Source organism: Mycoplasmopsis felis (assembly GCF_034647055.2).
Lineage (GTDB): Bacteria > Bacillota_I > Bacilli_A > Mycoplasmatales > Metamycoplasmataceae > Mycoplasmopsis > Mycoplasmopsis felis.
The window spans coordinates 666,318-687,265 of the sequence record NZ_CP141047.2; the positions used below are offsets into that span (position 1 = coordinate 666,318).

The window sequence follows — 20,948 nt, forward strand, 5'->3', positions numbered from 1 at the left end:
CTTAAAGTATCCTTTTTAATATTTTGATTAAATAAACATTGTAGTGTGGAATTTTTTGAAACTCATCTAAAAAATCATAGTAATATAATCTTTTTTTATGATTAAAATCAATTTCATAGTCATGTGTGTTGATAATTTTATTTAATGAAAAATACTGAATTCTATTTTTTTTGTATTTAGCTTGATAAAACATAAAATTATAAAAATTTTGAATCATTTTTTCTTGTAAAGGATTAATGTTTTCAAAAAAGGTAAGGTGGTTTAAAAACTCAGTAGCAAAATCTTCAATGTTTTTTCACTTTTTATTTGTAGGTAAAAATCATTCTTTTTGCAATTCAATGTTTTTTACTATATTCAATTCTTTAAACATTTGTATAGTAAAATTTAAAGTTTTTTTTCAGGATATTAAAAATAATGATGTTCAGAATTTTTCTTTTAGTTTTTTATATTTATTTAGCATTAATAGTTTTTGCTTCTATAGAAATAATTGCTTTATAAAAATTCTCTAAAACACCATTAACAAATTTATAGTACTTTTCTTCGTTTTGTTTAGCATTTTCTAATTCATTTGGTTTCCCGAAATAATACTTGGTAATTTCAATTGCTTCGTTTATAACAATCCTTGGATTTAATGTGTGGAATTCTGTGCAAGCATTTAAAATAATAGCTCTTAATAATGGACTAATTCTTTCTAAGGTTCAATCAGTATTTAAAAATTTATTGAGAACTTTTTTGTTGAAATTATCTCATTTAATAACACTTAAAATATGATCAATCTGTTCTTTATTTAAATCATATTCCTGAGCTATTTCACTTATGTTATAGTCATAATTTAGTAGTTCATGTTTGTAAATAACAGCTATATTTTGCAATCTTTGTTCTCTTCTACTTTTCTTTTTGTTCTCAATTAACATTTAAAATCCTTTAACTAATAATTTATTATTTTTAATTATAACATATATAAATTTTATAATACTTGATTGTCTATAAATTGATTTTTGTTCTTTTTTTGTTTTCAAATCCAAAATAATTATTTTATAAATGGAGGGAAAAATGACAAAGAATTTAAAGATTATAACGACTTTATCGATTGTTGGAGTAATTGGTGCTTCTTCAGTATATCCAATTAAATTAGCAATAGATAAATATACAAATAATCATAAAATAATAAAAGATGTTAGTTTGAGTTCTTTTGAATACGAAAAAATATTAAATGATATTGATTTATCAAAACAAAATGAAATAGATTTTGACGATTTATCAAAAGAACAAAATAAAGTTAATGAAACAATATTAGATATTAATCAAGAAATAGAACAAGACACAATTTTAGAAAACAATTATAATAATTCTTTAAACAAATACATTAAATTAAATAGTTCATTTAATTTAAATATAAGATTTATTGAAGAAGATTTAACTAATAACTTTAATAATTTTAACAATGAAAGTTTGATTTTAAAATTACGAAACAATTCAGACATATCTAAAGAAGAAGGTGAGAAAATAAAATCATTTTTCAATGAATATAATGAAAACTTATTAATTAAGTATGAAAATTACACTAACAGAATTTCTGAATATAAAAAAATATTACAAGATTTATTACAAGATACTAATTCAGGTACTCTAGAATTTAAAGATAATTTAGACAAAATTATAGATATTAATATCGAATTGGAAAAATCTATTACTCTTTTAAAAGAGTTTAACTTTCAAGATTATGAATTAATAGATATCTATAAATATTACACTGAGAACTTTGATAACTTATTGAATTTGATTAAACTAATAGAATTAAATTTTAGTTTTTTATATGAACATAATATTAATTTAAAATCATTTTATAATTCAAATATAAAAGAATATAACTCTATTAGTCTTTCTTTGCAAAATAATTACAATCTTTTGCAACAAAATTTAGACAACTATAAAAAAATAGTATATGAATATGAGAAATCTACAGAATTACTATATAAAACATTAAAGGATACTAGTTATTCCACTGGAATTAAAGAATCGCTTTATTGAGAGTTTGTAGAAAATTATAAGAAACTAATAAATAATGATTATGATCATAAAGATACCTTAATAAATGAAGGTATAACAAATAACGAAAACATAGAAATCCAAAAGATATTAGAAAAATTCAAAGAAGAAAATAAAAAAAATAAAGAATTATTTAAAAACAATACAAGCATAAAAAATGATCTTGAACAAATCAGCAAGATTAAAAATCATATAAAGGGTATTTTTTGAGAAAATTCAAAAATTTGATTTGAATTAAAGCAAAATATTTTAAATAAAGAAATAGAAATTATTAAGAATAAGAAATTAAAATTAAATAGCTTGCATAAAAGAGAACAAGAAATCAATAAATTAAAAACAGAATTAAATAATTTAAATTTAGACATTTTAAATATACAAAAAAAATTAAAAGACAATAAATTAAATTTAATTTATTTAAAAAAAGAGATACAAGAGAATTCTGACAATGAACTTCTTTTGAAGAAAATTATTTTAGAAAATGAGGAAAAAGAAAATAATAATAATTTAAATATAAGTATGAAAAAATTAGATGACATAAATTCTAAAATTTTAAAAGAACTAGAAATATATAGACAAAATTTTTCAACTTTAGATCAGAAAAACGGTGAATCTATTGATTATTTTAATACTAATTTAATATTACAAAAACTAAATTTAGATAACATTAATAACATTATTTTGTTAAAAGATAAAATAAATCAATTGGAATACAAATTATTAGATAACAAAGATGTTATTGAAAATTTAGAAAACAATCTTAAAACTCTTCAAGACAATGAAGTACTAAATAACAATGAAATAAATAAACTAAAACAACAAAAAACTGATTTAGAAAATTTAATAAATAGAAAAAATCAAGAAATAGAAAAATTAAAAGAAGTAAATAATAATAACAACGAATTATTAAAAAATAAAGATTCATTAATAAATGAATTAAGAATTATAAATCAAAGAAATCAAGAAATAATAGCAAATAAAAATCAGGAAATATCAACCCTAAATGAACTTTTAAAAACACAAAATTCTACTATCATTTCGCTTGAAAATGAAAAGCAAATTTTACAGAATAAGATTAATGAATTTCAAGCAACTATAAATAATTTAAAAAACCAACAAAATAATAATCAGAATAATTTAAACAACTTAACAAGTTTAAATAACAAGTTAAATGATAGTTTGAAAAATGCTCAAGATGAAACACGTAAATATATTTTGTTATATGAAAAAGAAAAAGGTAAACTAAACAAACAAAACGCAATTCTTTCAAGGAATAATAATCAAATTACAGAACTTCAAAACCTTAATAGTTCATTAAATACAGATATTTTAAATTTGAATAATAAAATCAATAAATATAATGAAGCAAAAATAAGGTTAAATAACTTAAAGCAAGAAATAAATAATATATTAAGTAATATAACATTGCAAGAAACTTATAATACTCATAGTTATTCCAACCACAGAAATAAAACAGTTAATTATGAAAAGACATGAGAAAACACAGAAAACCAAAAACAAAAGATAGCAGAAAAATTAAATAAAATCTCAATAATAATGAATATAGACTAAAAAATCTATGCAATTTGCATAGATTTTTAATTAAGGAAAGGATTAATATCAAAGAAAATACCATAAAAAATTTTAGTTCAATATAAAATACCAATTAATTTACCAAGTGCTTCTTCGGTGTTTCTTTGTATTTCTAAAGTAAGTGCATAACTAGATTCTGTATATGATTGATAGTAGTTATTAAAATTATTTATACTGATTTCTTTTAAAGAATTTAGAGTGAAATAATTTAAATGAGATATTGCGTCATCATTTTCTATATTTGAAGAAGGTTGATAATCGAAGTATTTTTCTTTAATATCAAGATAAATAATTTGTTTTAAGTATGGAAAAGAAAGAATTGGTTGTATAGTTGATGTTATGTTTACTGGGAAATAAGTACAATCATTAATTATATTTTGATTATAAGTAAGTTTATTTAATTCATATGTAAATAACTTAGCAAAACCATCTAAGAATATATCATAAGATAAAAATAAATTTAATAAAAGTTTGTCATTGTTATTAACTAACTTATAGAAATTCAAAAAAATATTTAAAGGTAAGTTCGAATAAACATCTTCATTTAATATACTATCTGAAACTTGTTTATAACCATTTATTATTTTGTTTATATTTAAACCCTGGGTTGCTAAAAGAACTAAAATTATTTCAGAAAAAAAATGATATTCATTATGTATAGAATCAGAAATAATTAAAATATTTTCTTTAGTCATTAAGAATTTTTTAAAATTCAAATACCAATTGTTTTTACCTATAAAATAAATAGATTTCTTAATAAGAAAATCACTTGCTTTTTGATGTAGTTTATCAATTAATTTATAAATAATTTTAATTTTACTTTGATTATTTTTTTTGACAAAAATGTCTAAAAATAAAATAGATAAATTATTATTTTTTGTTTTAAAAAAATAATAATTTAATTTATTTTCCATAACTTGGTAACTATCAGAATCATTTATAAAAAATAATTTGATTTTATTATTTTCTATATTATTTAATTTCCCATAAATAAAATCTAATGATGTTTCAATTAATTGTTGAGTTTCAAAAGAACATAATACAATTAAATTTTCTGTTTTATTTTTATACAGCAAGTTACAAAACTGAATAATTTTATCTATTCCTTTAATACTATAGTTAATTGCAATATCATCGAATGAGAAGTTTTCAGAACCAAAGAAATTTAAAGTTTTAAATTTTTGTAGTAATGAATTAATTATTTTATTATTTTCAAGACTAAATAAATTATCATTAAATTTATTTTTAATATTTATTTGAGACATTTTTATTTCCTATTTATTGTTGTCATTTTCAATAAACATCATCATATAGTTATAAAGATTTTTGAAACCATTAGGAGTTTCAATTAGTTTATGATGATTTTTACTTTTTTGTTTTTGTATTTCGTTAGGATGATTTCTTTTATAACTTCCAAAACCTTGGTTAGTATTTTTATTAAACTTTAAACATATAAAGTTAACAACTTGTCCTAATTTAAACATACTTGAAATCTTTTTATCAACAAAATCAGTAATTTCTGACTTTGTGATAATAAAAATACTTTGGGTATTAGTTATTAATTTTATATCATTTTGACTAATGCTTTTTATTTTTGCAATTACTACATCACCTTTTTTGTAATTCATTATTTAATTATATATGTTTAAGATAAAAAATTGTATAAGAATTTAAATCCTTATACAATTTTAATTTTTATTCTTTTTTTAGATTCATATTGATAGTCTATTGCTCATAAAGAACCATCAGAAAACTTTAATTCAATTGCATTTTTAATCTGACTAAGAGAAGCTAAATATATTTTTAAACGTTTATTATTTAAATATAAATATGCACCTGGATTGCTAGAAAAAGCACGAATTTTATTAAATGCTTGTTGTTTGGTCAAATCTAATGTTAATAGAGCATCTTCTTTTTTTAGTTTTGGTGATAAAATAACTTCATTTGTATTTTGAATTACTACTTGAAAATCTTTTGAAATAAATTTGTTTAATCAATAAACTATTTTTAAAGAAGATAATTCAGATAGTTTTTCAAACAAAGTATCTGAAGTATCAGTATTTTCAATAGGTATAGATTCAGAAAAAATTATATTACCCGCATCCATTTCCTTTGTCATATATATAAGAGAAATACCTGTTTCTGTATCACCATTTAATAATGAATATTGAATAGGAGCAGCACCTCTGTATTTAGGTAATAAAGATCCATGAATGTTAATAGAAGCAATTTTTGGTAGTTCTAAAATATTCATTGGTATATATTGACCAAAAGCACAACTTAATAAAATATCAAAATCTAACTCATTTAATTCGATATATATCTCTGATATTTTATTGGGTTGATATAGTTTAATTCCATATTCTTTAGCTAGTTTTGCAACAGGAGTTTCTTGAATTTGATATCCTCTATTTGCGGGTTTATTAGGTTGACTAATTATTGCTATAACGTTAAAATTTTCAATAATTTGTTTAAACGGTTTAATAGCAAATTCAGGAGTACCTAGCAGAACAATTTTAGTTTTATTCATCGGAACCACCTACTCAAATATATGATTCATTTGATAATCTTTTGATTAGTGAAAATATTCTTGATCCTAGAGGAGTTAATTTACCGTTTTTATCAAGATGATTTTCTTTAAAAAAGTTATTTTTTAATAAGTCTAAAGTGTAGTATGAACCAAATATAGTAATTTTATTATCTAAAAATCTTTTAGATAAAAGAGGTTCTATAAAACTTTCTAAAAATCAATTAGTATATTTTTTTAATCCTAATTCATCTAATATTAGTATGTCTAAAGAAGTAAGCGTGTCTAAAAGTTCTTTACTTTCTTGAGTTGAATTATTTGAGTTTAATAGTGATTTAACCTCTGTATCTAAATTATTTATATTTAAATAAGAAACGGTTTTATTTAAATAAGATAAATCATTAGCAATGGCTGATAAAATTAAGCTTCTTGAACTTTCAGCATCACCATATAAGAAAAAACCTTTAAATTTGTTATTTAAAATTAGAGCAATATTATTTTCTTTTAAAAAGTCCATAATATCTAGTTCATAATCACTTTTTAATTTTAATTCATTATAAGGAATATCAACAATTGGGTGAGAAATATGCCTAAGTTTAATATTGTTATTTCTTAAATAATCATAAATTTTTGATGAATATTGATTTAAAACTTTATAAAAAACGAGTCTACCATTTTTTCTATTTACATTAGTATAAAATAGTTTATCATGCTCTTTTTGTTCTTTTGCGTATTCAAGTAAATCAGTATAATGATAAAAAATTTCAGAGTCTGAAATTTTTAAATTTGTAATTAATTTAACTAAAATTGAATCACTTTTTATTTTATTTAGTATTTCATTTTTTGAATTTGCTTTATTTATATTTTTAAAATTTAAAGATGGTGATTGAAAATTAATTTTTCGATTCATTAATTAACCTTAGACTCAAATGATCTTTTTAAAACAGTTTTTGTTTCAAAAATATGTAAGTATCTTCTATCCATTTTTAATTTACCATCTAAATAAGTTTCAACTTCACTGAAGTTAACCAAGTTTTGTGAATTAATTTCTTTTATTAAAATAGAAACACTTTTTTTCCATCTATCTGTTTTGTATTTTTGTTTTGAAATATAAATAATTAAATTTAGTACTTTCTCATCGAAAATTTGAGATTTTCAAGAATCAATTAAAGTTAAATCTGACATAGATAAATTATTTTCTGTTATTTGTTTAAAGAAATCTTGAACACTTAGTTTAAAGATCGCTTCATATTCGTTGCTATATTGAATATTACCTATTTCCAATTTGATATTTAAATTTTGTTTTTTAGAATAAACTTTTACTTCATTATCACTTATATAAGTAGAACCACTTTTCTTAATAATATCTTTATCCATTTCTTTGATGTATGACTTAGATACATTTTGGAACATAGTGAAGAAATCAGTGGTTATATCTTCGTAATTAAAATTATCATAATTAGAAGATAATTTTAATTTTCTTGAATCAATTAAACGCTTAAAGTTAATTTCACCTATTTTACTTTCAATTAAATTTGTTAAAAAGGAATTTTTTTGTAGATCTTCAATACTTATAGGTTTTTGTATTTCAAAAATAGTTAGTGCTTTTTTGTTATCTTTGTATGTATTTAATAACCCAGCACCTTCTAAGCGCTTACGAGCAATTTGTAATTCATCTTCATGAACATTTAAAAACAGTGCAAGAGTTTTGAAATCAAATTCTACAATTGATTCATAACTACCATTTAATAAATCAATTAAGTATTGGTATAAACAAACAGCAGTAGTTCCCAAGAAAATACCGTAAAATTGTCTTAAGTTATGTAAATCATCATATGTAATATTAAATTTTTTAGATACTATAAATTTGTTGTAGTCTAACTTAAGTGATTTCATTTTTATTCCTTCTAACTATTTATGAGTGTAATTATATTTTAAATTACTTATTATATTTTTCTAATATTTTATTAATTTTTTTTATATTATCTCTATTCCTTCTAGAAATATTAACAATTGGTAAATTTTTAAAATTAACATCTTTTTTTCAATTATATGAATTTTTTTTATCTAATATAGTAATAATTGGGTTGTTTAGTGAAAGGGTTTTAATATATTCTTTCCTAAAATTAGGACATATGGTTAAATTCCATATTTCATCAAACAAAATACTAAAATCAACAACTTCAGTATTTAATATTGGTATTTCAACAAAATGATATTTTTCTTTTTTGAGTTTTTCTAATAAATATGGATATAGTATATTTTCAATTTTATTAAAATTTCTGTTATCTAATAAAATCCATTCTTTTATCTTATTTTTATTAATTTTATTTTCAACTATTAAAAAATTATCTAATTTATTTTTAAATAAATTTATTAATACAGAATCATTAGAATATAAATTATTAATATATTCATCTAAATTTATAGTTAAATAATTTAATTCTTTTAATTTATTTAGCAATCAGGTTTTACCTACTCCTATTTTACCAACAATAGCAAATCTTTTCATATTAATTCCAATTTATAATAATTATAATTTTTAATATTTAATAATAAAGTTATTTGAAAAAAGTTTTTTAAAACAAATTGAAAAAATAAAAAAGTTATAAAAAAGGTTAAAAAATACTTAAATAATAACTTTTATTTTTAAAAATTTAATATAATGTTTTTAAAAGGTATTTATGAAAAATAAATTAACAGAAAAACAATTTTTTTTATATGGATTAAATTATATTGTTGGATTTGGTTTTTTAGCAACAATAACTAGTGTTATTTCTCGTGGACTATGGGGTATGTTAATTTTTTCATTAACTGCTTTCATTAGTTTTAGTGTTATTTTAGCATTTGCAAGGGGTTCACAAGAATATAGTTCAGAATTAGGTGGAACTTATGTATATGCTAAAAAAGCATCAAAGAATAAATGATGAGTATTTTTTAATGGATGAAACCAATTTGCTCAAGTCCCGTTATTTTCAGCTACAACAATTTTGTTTTTTTCTAATTTACTAGCTGAATTTGATAAAGGTAACCAGTTGATTTATCAAATAGTTTCCTTAATTTTCTTTTTAACGTTAGCAGTTATAACTACTTTTGGTATTAAAGTATCCAAGATGTTTATTTTAGCATCTGCAATAATTAAATGAAGTACAATAATATTAGGAGTTATATTTGGTGTATATTTATCGTTATATACTAATAATTTTTCAAATAATTTCTTATTAGTTGATAAAATTAGTGTTTCTGTAATAACTACATCAGTTTTAAACTTTATTTATTCTTTTGGTGGTGCAGAAGGTCTAGCAGGAATTAGAGCAGAAGTTCAAACAAATAGATTCAAGAAAATTTTAATGCTAATATTTATTACTGTTTTAAGTATTTATTTTACTTTATATATTTTATTATTAGGACTAGATTTATCAGTTTTTAAAGGTTCATTAACATTTTCTATTTTATATAATAAGATTTTAGGAATTACAGGTTTAATAATTTTTGCAATAGGTACTTTATTTAATAGAATATCAAGTACATTATCATCAAATATTTACTATGCTAGAATGATAGTTCCATTAGCAGAAGATGGATTTATACCAAAAACATTTGCACATAAATCTAAAAATGGTGAATATAAAAACGCTTTAATTTTATCAACATCTTTTTCATTTATTTCTATGATTATTTTCACAGTGATTCCTATAATATTAGGAGTCAAAGATCAATTTTCATTTATCTTAAATGCAGGTAATATAGTATTTTTAGTTCAATACTTTTTAACTATTTTATCTATTTTAATAATCTCATTAAAACACAAACATTTTAAATTACCTATTTGAGAAATTATCGTTTATATAATTGCTTTATTATTGATTGCTTTTATTACATTATCAAATTTATTCCCAATACTAGTAGGTGAGAAATTTACAATTGAATCTTTATTTTTATTACCTAGTTATTTAGGAGTTATGCTTGTTGGTTATATCTTATGAGGTATATATTATTTTATTAAGAAAAGAAAGTCTAAAAAGACCATAATTGTTAAAAATACTTAGTTTTATAAGGAAAAACAAAAGCAACAATTTTAAAATTGTTGCTTTTTTATTCTATTCATTTTCTGCAAATCTAACAGATGTAATGTTTATTTCGACTTCAATTTTTTGTCCGTATTTTTCAACTGTCATAATAATTGTTTTATTTTTATGGTTTACAGAATTTACTATACCGTTTCAACCTTTATATGAACCTTCAATTATTTCTAAAATATCACCTTTAGTATATCCAAAGTTATTTTCACCGTTTTGAAAATCAATTGCTGCTTGTTCTTCTTTTTTAAACATTTTTTTAATTTCTAAAGAACTAACAGGAGTAGGTTTTGCCCCTTTACCTGATGAACCAACTAACCCTGTTACATACTGGGTATTACGTATTAAAAATCAAGCAGGATCTGACATATGCATTTTAACAAAAATATAACCTGGATATAAGTTTATATAACTAGTTGTATAATCAAGTCCATTAAGTCTTTTTTCATTTTCTTTTGCAGTTAGAGAAGGTCTTAAAAACATTTTAAAAGCACCTGTATCTTGTATTGCATTTAAATCAAAGTCATGAGTTAAGTTTTCTGCTACAATCCTATTATTCAATGATTCTAAAACTTGTTTTTCTTTCCCTCTAACAGTTGAAATCATATATCATTTAAAATTATTCATAGTTCTCCTATATGTTAATAAATTCTCATAACTTTGTAAAACCAAAAGTAAGTAGAGAAACAAAAATTGTAAAAATAATAGTAAAAATAATAATTTTTATTAAATTGTTTAAATTAGTTTGAGTATCAGGTCATCTAACCCTTTTCATTTCTTTAATAAATTTTCTAAATCAATATCTTTTTTTACGAGGCTCTTTTGTTTTATTTATTAATTCTTTATTAGACATTAAACCTCCTCTTTATGTAATGTGTGAATTTGACAGTGAACACAATATTTTTTAATATTAATTCTATTTACATTACCTAAACTTTTATTTGTAATGTAATTTTTTCTTCTGCATTCACTACAGGCCATAGATATTTTATTATTATTTTTCATAATGCTAATTTTACCACAAAAGATGTTTAATATATTGAATATAAAACAAAGTGATTAGTTTTATATCTTAATTAAAATAAAATTATATGAGCAGTTTTTGTAATAAAGCTTCTTTAATTTGTTTGAGTTTGTTGAGTTTGGAATTGTAAAGATTGAGGAGTATATCAATCTTACTAAAGAAGTCTCCGATTTTTTGTTGTTCGGAAATATCCGGTAATAGAATATTTAGTTTCATAAATCTTCTATTAGATATATTAAATCTTGAAATACCTTGAGCAAGTAAAACTATGTATTTTCTTAGTTCATTGTTTCTTAAGTTGTATGCAAGGAAGTTTATATAATAATTATTTATGTTGTTTAACCTTATGCCAAAACAAAATGAATTTAAATATATATTTTCCTTATCTTTAAAAGGTCAAATCGATGTAATTCCAACTTCTTCTGGTATTTCAGAAGAAGTTGTAACAAAAATATCTCCATACTTTACACTGTTTTGCTTACAATCTTCTTCGATTCTATCTAGTCCTTTTAGATTAGCAATAGGGTTATTAAAAATATTTAAATATGTAATATACCTTGAATTACCATGACCAAAATCTTTTTTTGTTTTTCCCGACAAACCAGTATATGTTTGTCCTATTTCTTCTAATTTCTCTTCTTCTCACTCTCCCTCAAACCCTTTAAATCTTATTCTAGGTGTTTTTGAATTACCATCTGGGAACATTTTTTGTAGGAGAGTTTGTTTAAGTTGCTTAAGTTTATTGAGTTTGGATTGTTCTAAGGTAATTAAATTAGAAATCTGGTCTAAAAGTTTTCCTATTTTTTGTTGTTCGATTGAGTTTGTTGTTAATAACAATTTTATTTTCTTAAGATTAAAAATTGCTACTGTTGGTATAGTTCCTACTGTTATTTTTTCTGCTAGCTTACTTTGAAAATTTTCCGATTTAAGTAGATAATAAATAAATTCAAGATTAAATTTCTTTTTTATTATCATTCCAACAATTCCTTGTTTAGTTGATAAATCTACCTTATTTATTGACACATTACCAATTGTTGCGCCATTACTAAAAAGAATATTATTTTTAGGTATTATTCAAGCAGATGAATTCTTCAGTCCTAATTCACTTATTTTTGATTTTGTATTGTATATATATTTATTTGCCATATCTTCTATTTTTGTGAAATAAAATAACCCAGGTTTGTAATAAATATCTTTATTTGTATCAGGTGTACCACCTTCACTAGCAAATGAATATATGTTTTCCAATTTTTCCTCTTTCCACTCTTCACCAAACCCTTTAAATCTAACTTTTGGAACTAAAACTTTTTTCATAATTATCCTTATTTATTTTTAATAATTTAATTATAGCATTATAAATTAGTTCTCTTATTTTACAAAAAACAGAAACAACGTTGTTTCTGTTTGAATATTTAAAATTAAATTTTATTTTTTTTAAAAAGTATTTTTAAAAAACTTAACTATTTCATTATAAATTGTTAATAAAAAACCAAGTAATAAAGCAGGTAATCAAAATGCTATATCATATAAGTTATTATTACTCAATTCTGTGATATTAGTCATTTTAAATATTTCCCTTACTCCAGGAGTAAAAGCAACAAAAATAACACAAACTAATGAGAATAAACTTGCTAAATATACTAATTTATACTTTTTAACACTACATTTAAAAATAGAGTTTTTTGACATTAAATTAATAGAATTAATACTTGCACCAACTCCTAAAGCAATAAACATTGAAGTAGAAGTTATTTTTATAAAATCTTCTCCAGTGATATTTTTATTGCTAGCAACTAACGCTGCTATTAAATAAGATAGTAATGAAGCAAGAGAAATAATTAAACTTTGGATAATTAATTCTTTTCCCATTCCATTTGCAAAAATACTATCTTTTTTGTTCAATGGTTTTTGAGACATTACATTTTCATCAGTTGGTGTCATTCCAAGCGCAATAGCAGGTAATCCATGAGTTAATAAATTAATTCAAAGTAATTGAGAAGCAGACAGAATAATTATTTCACTTTCTTTTATTTGATTTTTAAATACAAAAGAAAAAACAAATAAACCAACTAACATTACTATTATTTCAGTTAATGAAGAAATTAACAGATTTAAAATAACTGATTTAATTCTATTAAATGTTTCTCTCCCGCTTTTAATTCCTTTTACTATAGTAGCAAAATTATCATCAGTTAAAATAACATCAGCAGCTTGTTTGGATACATCAGTTCCTGTGATACCCATTGCAATACCTACATCGCTTGCTTTTAATGCTGCTGCATCATTAACACCATCACCTGTCATTGATACAACTTCATTATGTGATTGTCATGCTTTAACTATTCTTAATTTATCAATCGGATTTACTCTTGCATATACTGAAATATTTTTAACTTTGTCTTTTAATTCTTGGTCTGACATATTGTTTAATTCCATTCCATTAATTGCAAGATTTCCATCTTGATATATTTCTAATTCTTTTGCAATTGCTATTGCAGTAGTTAAGTGATCTCCAGTTATCATAACTGTTTTTATACCAACTTGCCTTGCTTGTTTAACGCTTTCTAAGACATTTTGTCTTGGTGGATCAATCATACCAATTAAACCAAGAAAAATTAAGTCGTTTTCATCTTCGATACTTATTTTGTCTTTGTCTATATTTTTATAAGCAATAGCAATAACTCTATAAGATGATTTTGATCATTCTTCATTTATTTCAAAATACCTATCTTCTTTATTTATACATTTACTTAAAATAACATCTGGAGCACCTTTGACAATAATCATTTTTTCTTTATTTATATTTTCAACTAACACAGACATTGTTTTTCTATCACTGTCAAAAGGTATGGAATCTAGTTTATTATAAGTTTTATAAAATTTGTCTGCTGAATTATCATTCATTAAACCATATCTTAAAATTCCAGTTTCAGTTGGATCACCAACTTCTATATATTCATTATTGGAATTTATAGAAACAGAAGCATCACAACAAGCAACTAAACAACTTAAAGCAAATGAATCAGAAGGTTTAATTGATTTATTTTGAGCATCAAAAAATTTCTGAGCATTCATTTTGTTTTCTGTTAAAGTTCCTGTTTTATCAGAACAAATGATACTAGTAGAACCAAGTGTTTCAACAGCAGGAAATGCCTTTATAATAACGTGTTCTTTAGTCATTTTAGATACACCAATAGCTAAAAGAACTGTTGTAAATGTAATCAACCCTTCAGGAATAGATGCAACTGCTAAAGAAATACCGATAATAATTGAATTTGAATAAGTTTCAGGATTATTTCATATTCCTGAAAAAGAGTTAGTTAATACAAGTTGTAAAATTGTAGTTATAAATAATAATAACACACCTAAGATTCCAAAAATCTTACTTAATTTATTTAATTTTATTTGTAATGGTGTTAATATTACTTCTTGTTCTTGGATTAATTGGTTAATTTTTCCTATTTCAGTATTTTTTCCAGTTTTTATAACTAAAGCAATAGCACGACCATTTGTAATATGAGTTCCCGCAAAAACTTCTGATTTTCTATCTCCTAAAGTTTTATTTGATTCTACATTTTCATCAATAACTTTTTTATCTACAGGTAGTGATTCTCCTGTTAATGCTGATTCTACTACAGCTAAACTAAACGATTCAACAAGTTTACAATCAGCTGGAACTAAATCACCTGCTTCTAAAACAATTAAATCACCAATAACAAGTTCAGTTGACGGAATATTTATTAATTTTCCATCTCGATAAACTTTTGCATATAATTCATTATTTTTTTCTAATGCTTTAACTGCTTGGTCAGATTTTATTTCTTGATAAGTTCCTAATAAAGAGTTTAATACTATTACTATTAAAATAATAAATGGTTCAACAAAGGAAACTATAATATCTTGTGTTTTTGGAGTTTCTGCTTTACCAAATGTTTCATAAAATGCAACAGATAAACTAAATACAGCTGCAATTAATAATAAAATAATCATAAAGTCTTTAAACTGATTTAAGAATAATTTAAAGATATTTACTTTTTTTTCGTTCTTAATTTGATTTAAACCATTTTTTTTTAATAGTTTATTTGCAACTTCATTAGTTAAACCTATTCTGTTTTTTATATAATCTTTATTTATCAAAATTTTCCTTTCTTAATTTTATGTTTTTATTATATAAAAAAAAGTATAAAAAATAACTATATTAAAATAGTTATAATTGTTTAAATAATTCTTGTAATTCAGAATATTTTTCTTTAGATTTTTCTCATGAACTTTGTATTAATGAAATTCTCTCTTGATTATTTTCTCTTACGGCAGTTACATATTTTTCATAAATTCTATTCATATAACCAGTTATTCTTCTTAGTGCTTTCAATGGATCAAGGTATTTATTTTTATAAAATTCATCAAGTGTTTTAGTGTAAAAATTTCTTACTTGCATACTGAATTCAGTGTTATCTTCTGGATTTTTTAATCTATTGATATTATTGATAATTTTAGGTTTAATTTCTTCGATAATAGTGTTTTTTATTTCAGACATTATCATATTAAGTTTTTGAATTTTTTCTTCAAAGTTAGCATCAGATTTATAAATAGTAGTAGCTTTATTTCAAAAAACATCTGGTTTTTCTTTATCATCTATTTCTTTTCTAATAACTTCAGAAATACTTTTATAGATTGTATTTAATTCTGGGTTTTCATTCTTTTCATCAGAAGTTTTTTTACTTGAAATAGCAACACCAGCTGTAATTGATGCAGCTGTAATAATAAATAAACTTGTTCCTGCTATTGTTAATCATTTTTTATTTATTTTTTTTAACATATCAACCTTTACTAATCAAATTATTAAATTTTTGTATGTTATAATTATAATATATTTATATATATGTTTAATATTAAGATATTTTATGTCTTAATTCTTGATATATCAAATAATCAAAGGAGATATAATGGTTAAAGAAATTTATATAGCAGGTGGATGTTTTTGAGGTGTGCAAGCTTACTATGATAGATTAAAAGGAGTGTTAGAAACTTCAGTTCACTATTTAAATGGTGGTTTTGAAGGAGTATCATATAAAGAAGTTTGTCTTGGTTCAAGTCATGTTGAAGCGGTAAAAGTTAAATATGATGATAGTTTAATTTCTGAATCTACTATATTTGAGTTATTTGTCAATATAGTAGACCCATATTCATTAAATAAACAAAGAAATGATAAAGGAGTTCAATATAGAATTGGTTTTTATACAAACGATTCAAGTTTATTAAATGAATACAAGCAATTAAATGAAGAATTTAAAAAGAATGAACAAAAAGATAATTATATAGAATTTTTACCTGTTTCAGATGATACAAAAGCAGAAGGTTATCATCAAGATTATTTAAAGAAAAATCCAAAAGGTTATTGTCATATAAATTTATATTCAATACCAGAAAAATATTTAAAATAAAAAAAAGAAAGTTGGAACTATGGAACAAACAATGTATAAATCCTTGTTGCAAATCAAATCAAAATATATTGAATTAGAAGAACAAACAATGAGTCCAGAAATTATTTCTGATATAAAAAAATACACAAAAATTACAAAAGAAATAAATTCTATTAAGGATATCGTGACTGTATTTAACAAGTATTTATTAAGCGAAAATACATTAAAACAAGCTAAAGAAATATTAAAAACAGAAAAAGATGAAGAATTATTAAGTTTAGCAAAATTAGAAATACAAGAAAACGAAGTTTTAATGGAATCATTATCAAATGAATTAAAAATATTGATTTTACCTAAAGATGAAAATGATGAACGTGATGTTTTAGTTGAAATAAGAGGTGCAGCTGGCGGTGATGAAGCTAACATTTTTGCAGGTGATTTATATAGAATGTATCTAAAGTGATGTTCACAAAATGATATGAAAACAACTTTATTAGATTCAATAGTTGCTGAATCAGGAGGTTTTACTTTAGTTACTTTTTCAGTTAAAGGTGAAAAACCTTATTCAAAACTAAAGTTTGAATCAGGAGTACACAGAGTTCAAAGAATACCAGTTACTGAGACAAAAGGGAGAGTTCACACATCAACTGCAACAGTTACTGTTATGCCTGAAATAGATGATGATATTGAAATAGATATTAAATCAGATGACATAAGAATTGATGTTTTTAGATCAAGTGGAAACGGTGGTCAATCTGTTAATACAACTGATTCAGCTGTAAGAATAACACATATGCCAAGTGGAATTGTTGTATCTTGTCAAGAAGGGAAAAGTCAAATTCAAAACAAAGAAATAGCAATGAGAATTTTAAAATCAAAATTATATGATATTGAAATTCAAAAAAAACAACAAGAAGAATCAGAATTTAGAAAACTAGCTGGTTCTGGAGCTAGAGCAGAAAAAATTCGTACATACAATTATCCCCAAGATAGAGTTACAGACCATAGAATATCATTTTCAACTTCATTAGGTCCAATAATGGAAGGTAAACTAAATTCTATTATTGAAGCATTATTAACAGAAGAGCAAAACGAAAAAATAAAAGAAGCTGGTATTTAGTGCATAATAAAGAAACTTTATTATTAGAAAAAAGAAGATATGGTTTACCACAAACTTTATCAACACAAGAACAAGAATGATTAGATAAATCTATGCCAGTTCAAAAAATAATTGGTTATATTGAAATGGCTAATGTTATTATAGATATATCACAAAATGTTTTAATCCCAAGATATGAAACAGAAGAGTTAATTTATGAAATTTTTAATAATTATCCAAAAGAAGCGAATCTAAAAATATTTGATTTATGCACAGGTTCAGGTTTCATTGGTTTAGCATTAAAAAAACATTTTATAAATTCAGAAGTTACTATGTCAGATATTTCAAATGATTCTATAATTCAAAGCAGAATTAATAAATTAAAAAATAATTTGTCAGTAAAAATTATTCAATCAGATTTATTCGAAAATATAAATGATACTTATGATTTTATTGTTTGCAATCCTCCCTATATTTCTTTTAATGAAAAACTAGATAAATCAGTTATTGATTTTGAGCCATATAATGCATTATTTGCAGAAAACGATGGACTTTATTTTTATGAAAAAATTATTAAAGAAGCAAAGCAATACTTAACTAAAGAAGGTAAAATATTTTTTGAAATTAATCCTAAACATATTAATTGATGGAACCAACAAAAAAATAATTATGAAATAAAAATAATCAAAGATATCAATAAAAAAGACAGAATAGTTATTTTTTCTTATAAATAAATTACTATGAAACTTTAATAATAAAAGTTTATAATATTAATGTATAGTTAAAAAATAAGTAGGAGAAATTTATGAATAAAATTTTGAAACGTAAAAATAAATTTTTTACTATTTTAACAGGCACAACTATTGTTGCATCTTCATCAGTTGCATTGACTTTATATCAAAGCACTTCATCAATAGGACAAGGTAAAGATTCCAATTATCCATCTTACAAAAATGGAACACTAATTCCAATTGATAATGCAGATGGTGGAGTTTTATCTATTTTCGATAGGGGAATTAAACAACCAGAAAAAAAAGTAGAACCAAAACTACCTGAACCTCCGAAAGTTGAACCAATAAAAGAAGAACCTATTATTAAAGAACCTGAAAAACCAATTGAAAAACCCCGTATAGAACAACCTAAAGTTTCACCAATAGTAGAAATAAAACCACAAAATCAACCAGAAAAACCAGTTGAAACTCCAAAACCTAAAGAAAAAGAAGTGGTTATTGAAAGAGATAATTACACAATCAAAGTTAAAGTTAAAGATGTTCCTTTAAGAAAAGATTTAAGATCTGATATTGAAAAAGGAATAACAAATAGAAAACCATATTATGCAGAAATAGTTCCTGATGTAACAAGTGTAGAAGTAACAGAAGAAACAAGACAAAAAACAATAGCAAATGGACAAAAAAATCTAGATAGACAAATTAATACTAATCAACATATTTTTGCTTTATTTAGGGACCCTAATTTACATGAAAAATCATATGATAGTATTTTAAAAGGACCAAATGAAGATTACTTTGTTCATTTATATGATAAATTCAGTGCTTTATTAGAAAATGGAGACAAAGTTAAAGAGTTTTTATTACCAGAAGGTGTTGCTAATTACAATCAATTAAGATCAATTTCAGGAATATATCAATATGTAACTAGAAATGGTCAATTACGTCCAATTAAATTAAGTTATTTAGCGATTATTTCATATTTGGATTTTACAAAGTTTACTGAACTAACAGATAATGCAAAAAAACAGTTAGAAAATGGTTATTATATAGCAGAAGATAACAACGAAATAATAATTGATGCAAATGGAAAATTGGATTCAAGAGTATATAGTCCTATATTTAATAAAGTTACTGCAGAAAGAGAACGTAATAACTCAGAAAAGAGAGTTTTTGGTATAAACAGTGTTTGATCAAGGAACCCAGAGGATATTAGGAACGGGAATTATCCTGGTTGAACAAAAAGGGATATATCAACAGAATACTACAATAATCCAGAATATAACTTAAATCACAATGATGGTATTTTATTATATGAATTAACTAAAAATGCTGATAATAAAGCAAAAACTTCTATTGATAAAGGTGTATTAGTTTCAATAAATGCTTCTAACCCAAGTGGGTATAGTAAAACACTAGCTTTAATTAATAAACTAAAAGAAAAAGAAATTCCTATTACAGGTTATAGAATAACTAATATGGGTAAATCAGATTCAACTCAAAAATTCAAAGAGATACTAAGTGCTTTACCTAATGAATTGCCATTTTTAGAATTATTCTTTGAATCACCAAATACATCTTCTTTAATTGCTCTTGAAAATAAAGTTATCGATGAATTATCATTATTTAGTTCATTGAATCCAAATGATGAAAGATTTTCATTTAATCCTTGAGCATTCAAACAAACTCATTTTGTCAATACACTAGATTATAATTCATATGGTGGCTATTTACCTGGTGTTCAATCATTTTCTCGTATTAATTTCAATAGTATTTCATTTGATGAATCAGATTGAAACGGTATTGAAGATACAACAAGAATTAACAATGGTTTAAGAATGGTCTATGTCTCTAGAAATAATGAAAGAATATTCCAAGGACAATTTGGTCCAGGTAATCATCCTGATAGAGATAATGCAGGAAATAGTTATCCAACTGGTTTAGATTTATCAAGAATTAAGGCAGCTAAATCATTACGTAATTTAATCTTTTATGATCAAGAAAATGATGGTACAAGACCAGATAAAGTACGTAAATTAACAAGAATTGTTTTATATAATAATTCAGATGTTTGAGAAATAGATTCTGATGAATTAAACAATGCTCAATTCTATGAAATTTTAGAAAAAGACCCTAACTTAAGACCAAAAAGTAAAATTATCTTTAGTAACGGTAAAACTACAAGAAAAATAAGAATAAAAGCAAAAGAAAACGGTCATTCATTAAATAGTAGTGGAATAAACAACTTAAGAACATTACTTGGTTGATCCGATAACACATTTAATTCAAATACAGAAATTTTAGTAGATCCAACAGAAACTAACCTAATTAATTCATTATCAGGATTTAATGTAGTTAGAAGTTCTGGTGCAGATGACGATTTAGTAATAACATAACAAAAAATCTACCTTTTAATAGGTAGATTTTTT

At 22.9% G+C, this 20,948-nt stretch carries 20 protein-coding genes; 6 read left to right on the top strand and 14 right to left on the bottom strand.

All coding sequences use genetic code 4. The annotated features are described in order from the left end of the window. Position 1: 1 nt before the first annotated feature. Together RRG59_RS02935 and RRG59_RS02940 are read right to left on the bottom strand one after the other, a co-directional pair. A complete protein-coding gene (locus RRG59_RS02935) occupies positions 2-460 on the bottom strand; it encodes a hypothetical protein (protein ID WP_036430500.1) in 459 nt (152 codons plus the stop codon). Next, entirely contained in the window at positions 450-914 is a 465-nt protein-coding gene (locus RRG59_RS02940) for a transcription antitermination factor NusB (protein ID WP_036430502.1), read from the bottom strand. Before RRG59_RS02940 ends, RRG59_RS02935 begins: the two co-directional genes overlap by 11 nt. A gap of 139 nt (positions 915-1,053) precedes the next feature. Between RRG59_RS02940 and RRG59_RS02945 the strand changes: the two genes are divergently transcribed. After that, on the top strand, positions 1,054-3,618 hold the full coding sequence (locus RRG59_RS02945; protein ID WP_322902054.1) for a coiled-coil domain-containing protein: 2,565 nt from the start codon (positions 1,054-1,056) through the stop codon (positions 3,616-3,618). 26 nt (positions 3,619-3,644) lie between these two features. Here the strand turns inward: RRG59_RS02945 and RRG59_RS02950 are convergent, their stop codons facing one another. From RRG59_RS02950 to RRG59_RS02975, 6 genes are read right to left on the bottom strand one after another with little or no spacing between them, the layout of a single operon-like run. After that, positions 3,645-4,904 (bottom strand): hypothetical protein, encoded by a 1,260-nt coding sequence (locus tag RRG59_RS02950; RefSeq protein WP_322902055.1) that lies wholly within the window; start codon positions 4,902-4,904, stop codon positions 3,645-3,647. A gap of 9 nt (positions 4,905-4,913) precedes the next feature. Continuing rightward, entirely contained in the window at positions 4,914-5,267 is a 354-nt protein-coding gene (locus RRG59_RS02955) for a S1 domain-containing protein (protein WP_051619533.1), read from the bottom strand. A gap of 50 nt (positions 5,268-5,317) precedes the next feature. After that, positions 5,318-6,169: a methionyl-tRNA formyltransferase gene (fmt, locus tag RRG59_RS02960; RefSeq protein WP_322902057.1), complete on the bottom strand. Its 852-nt coding sequence runs from the start codon at positions 6,167-6,169 to the stop codon at positions 5,318-5,320. Continuing rightward, positions 6,162-7,076 (bottom strand): hypothetical protein, encoded by a 915-nt coding sequence (locus RRG59_RS02965; RefSeq protein ID WP_322902058.1) that lies wholly within the window; start codon positions 7,074-7,076, stop codon positions 6,162-6,164. The genes fmt and RRG59_RS02965 overlap by 8 nt, the downstream gene beginning before the upstream one ends. Next, entirely contained in the window at positions 7,076-8,062 is a 987-nt protein-coding gene (locus tag RRG59_RS02970; protein ID WP_322902060.1) for a replication initiation and membrane attachment family protein, read from the bottom strand. The genes RRG59_RS02965 and RRG59_RS02970 overlap by 1 nt, the downstream gene beginning before the upstream one ends. A 43-nt stretch (positions 8,063-8,105) precedes the next feature. Next, positions 8,106-8,678, bottom strand: coding sequence for a dephospho-CoA kinase (locus RRG59_RS02975; RefSeq protein WP_322902062.1), 573 nt, complete (start codon positions 8,676-8,678; stop codon positions 8,106-8,108). 172 nt (positions 8,679-8,850) lie between these two features. Between RRG59_RS02975 and RRG59_RS02980 the strand changes: the two genes are divergently transcribed. Beyond that, positions 8,851-10,215, top strand: a complete 1,365-nt coding sequence (locus RRG59_RS02980) for an APC family permease (protein ID WP_322900329.1) — start codon at positions 8,851-8,853, stop codon at positions 10,213-10,215. A 51-nt stretch (positions 10,216-10,266) separates the two neighbouring features. On the opposite strand, the gene nusG is transcribed toward RRG59_RS02980, so the two are convergent. From nusG to RRG59_RS03010, 6 genes are all read right to left on the bottom strand, one after another. Further along, positions 10,267-10,872, bottom strand: coding sequence for a transcription termination/antitermination protein NusG (nusG, locus tag RRG59_RS02985; RefSeq protein ID WP_036430517.1), 606 nt, complete (start codon positions 10,870-10,872; stop codon positions 10,267-10,269). A 7-nt stretch (positions 10,873-10,879) separates the two neighbouring features. Further along, positions 10,880-11,098 carry a preprotein translocase subunit SecE gene (secE, locus tag RRG59_RS02990; RefSeq protein WP_036430519.1) on the bottom strand — a complete coding sequence of 73 codons (219 nt, stop codon included), beginning with the start codon at positions 11,096-11,098 and terminating at the stop codon, positions 10,880-10,882. Then, positions 11,098-11,250 (bottom strand): 50S ribosomal protein L33, encoded by a 153-nt coding sequence (rpmG, locus tag RRG59_RS02995; RefSeq protein WP_322902063.1) that lies wholly within the window; start codon positions 11,248-11,250, stop codon positions 11,098-11,100. The genes secE and rpmG overlap by 1 nt, the downstream gene beginning before the upstream one ends. 82 nt (positions 11,251-11,332) lie before the next feature. Continuing rightward, a complete protein-coding gene (locus tag RRG59_RS03000; protein ID WP_322902064.1) occupies positions 11,333-12,583 on the bottom strand; it encodes a restriction endonuclease subunit S in 1,251 nt (416 codons plus the stop codon). A 120-nt stretch (positions 12,584-12,703) separates the two neighbouring features. Further along, positions 12,704-15,403 carry a cation-translocating P-type ATPase gene (locus RRG59_RS03005; protein WP_419198144.1) on the bottom strand — a complete coding sequence of 900 codons (2,700 nt, stop codon included), beginning with the start codon at positions 15,401-15,403 and terminating at the stop codon, positions 12,704-12,706. 73 nt (positions 15,404-15,476) lie between these two features. Next, entirely contained in the window at positions 15,477-16,088 is a 612-nt protein-coding gene (locus RRG59_RS03010; RefSeq protein ID WP_322902068.1) for a hypothetical protein, read from the bottom strand. A gap of 127 nt (positions 16,089-16,215) precedes the next feature. Between RRG59_RS03010 and msrA the strand changes: the two genes are divergently transcribed. From msrA to RRG59_RS03030, 4 genes are all read left to right on the top strand, one after another. Beyond that, a complete protein-coding gene (gene msrA, locus RRG59_RS03015) occupies positions 16,216-16,713 on the top strand; it encodes a peptide-methionine (S)-S-oxide reductase MsrA (RefSeq protein ID WP_322902070.1) in 498 nt (165 codons plus the stop codon). A 19-nt stretch (positions 16,714-16,732) separates the two neighbouring features. After that, entirely contained in the window at positions 16,733-17,812 is a 1,080-nt protein-coding gene (gene prfA, locus RRG59_RS03020; protein ID WP_036430384.1) for a peptide chain release factor 1, read from the top strand. Continuing rightward, positions 17,812-18,525 (top strand): peptide chain release factor N(5)-glutamine methyltransferase, encoded by a 714-nt coding sequence (prmC, locus tag RRG59_RS03025; RefSeq protein ID WP_322902072.1) that lies wholly within the window; start codon positions 17,812-17,814, stop codon positions 18,523-18,525. Before prfA ends, prmC begins: the two co-directional genes overlap by 1 nt. A 71-nt stretch (positions 18,526-18,596) precedes the next feature. Beyond that, the gene (locus RRG59_RS03030; RefSeq protein WP_322902073.1) at positions 18,597-20,915 is read left to right on the top strand and encodes a putative immunoglobulin-blocking virulence protein; all 2,319 of its coding nucleotides are present in this window, start codon (positions 18,597-18,599) and stop codon (positions 20,913-20,915) included. Positions 20,916-20,948 lie beyond the last annotated feature (33 nt).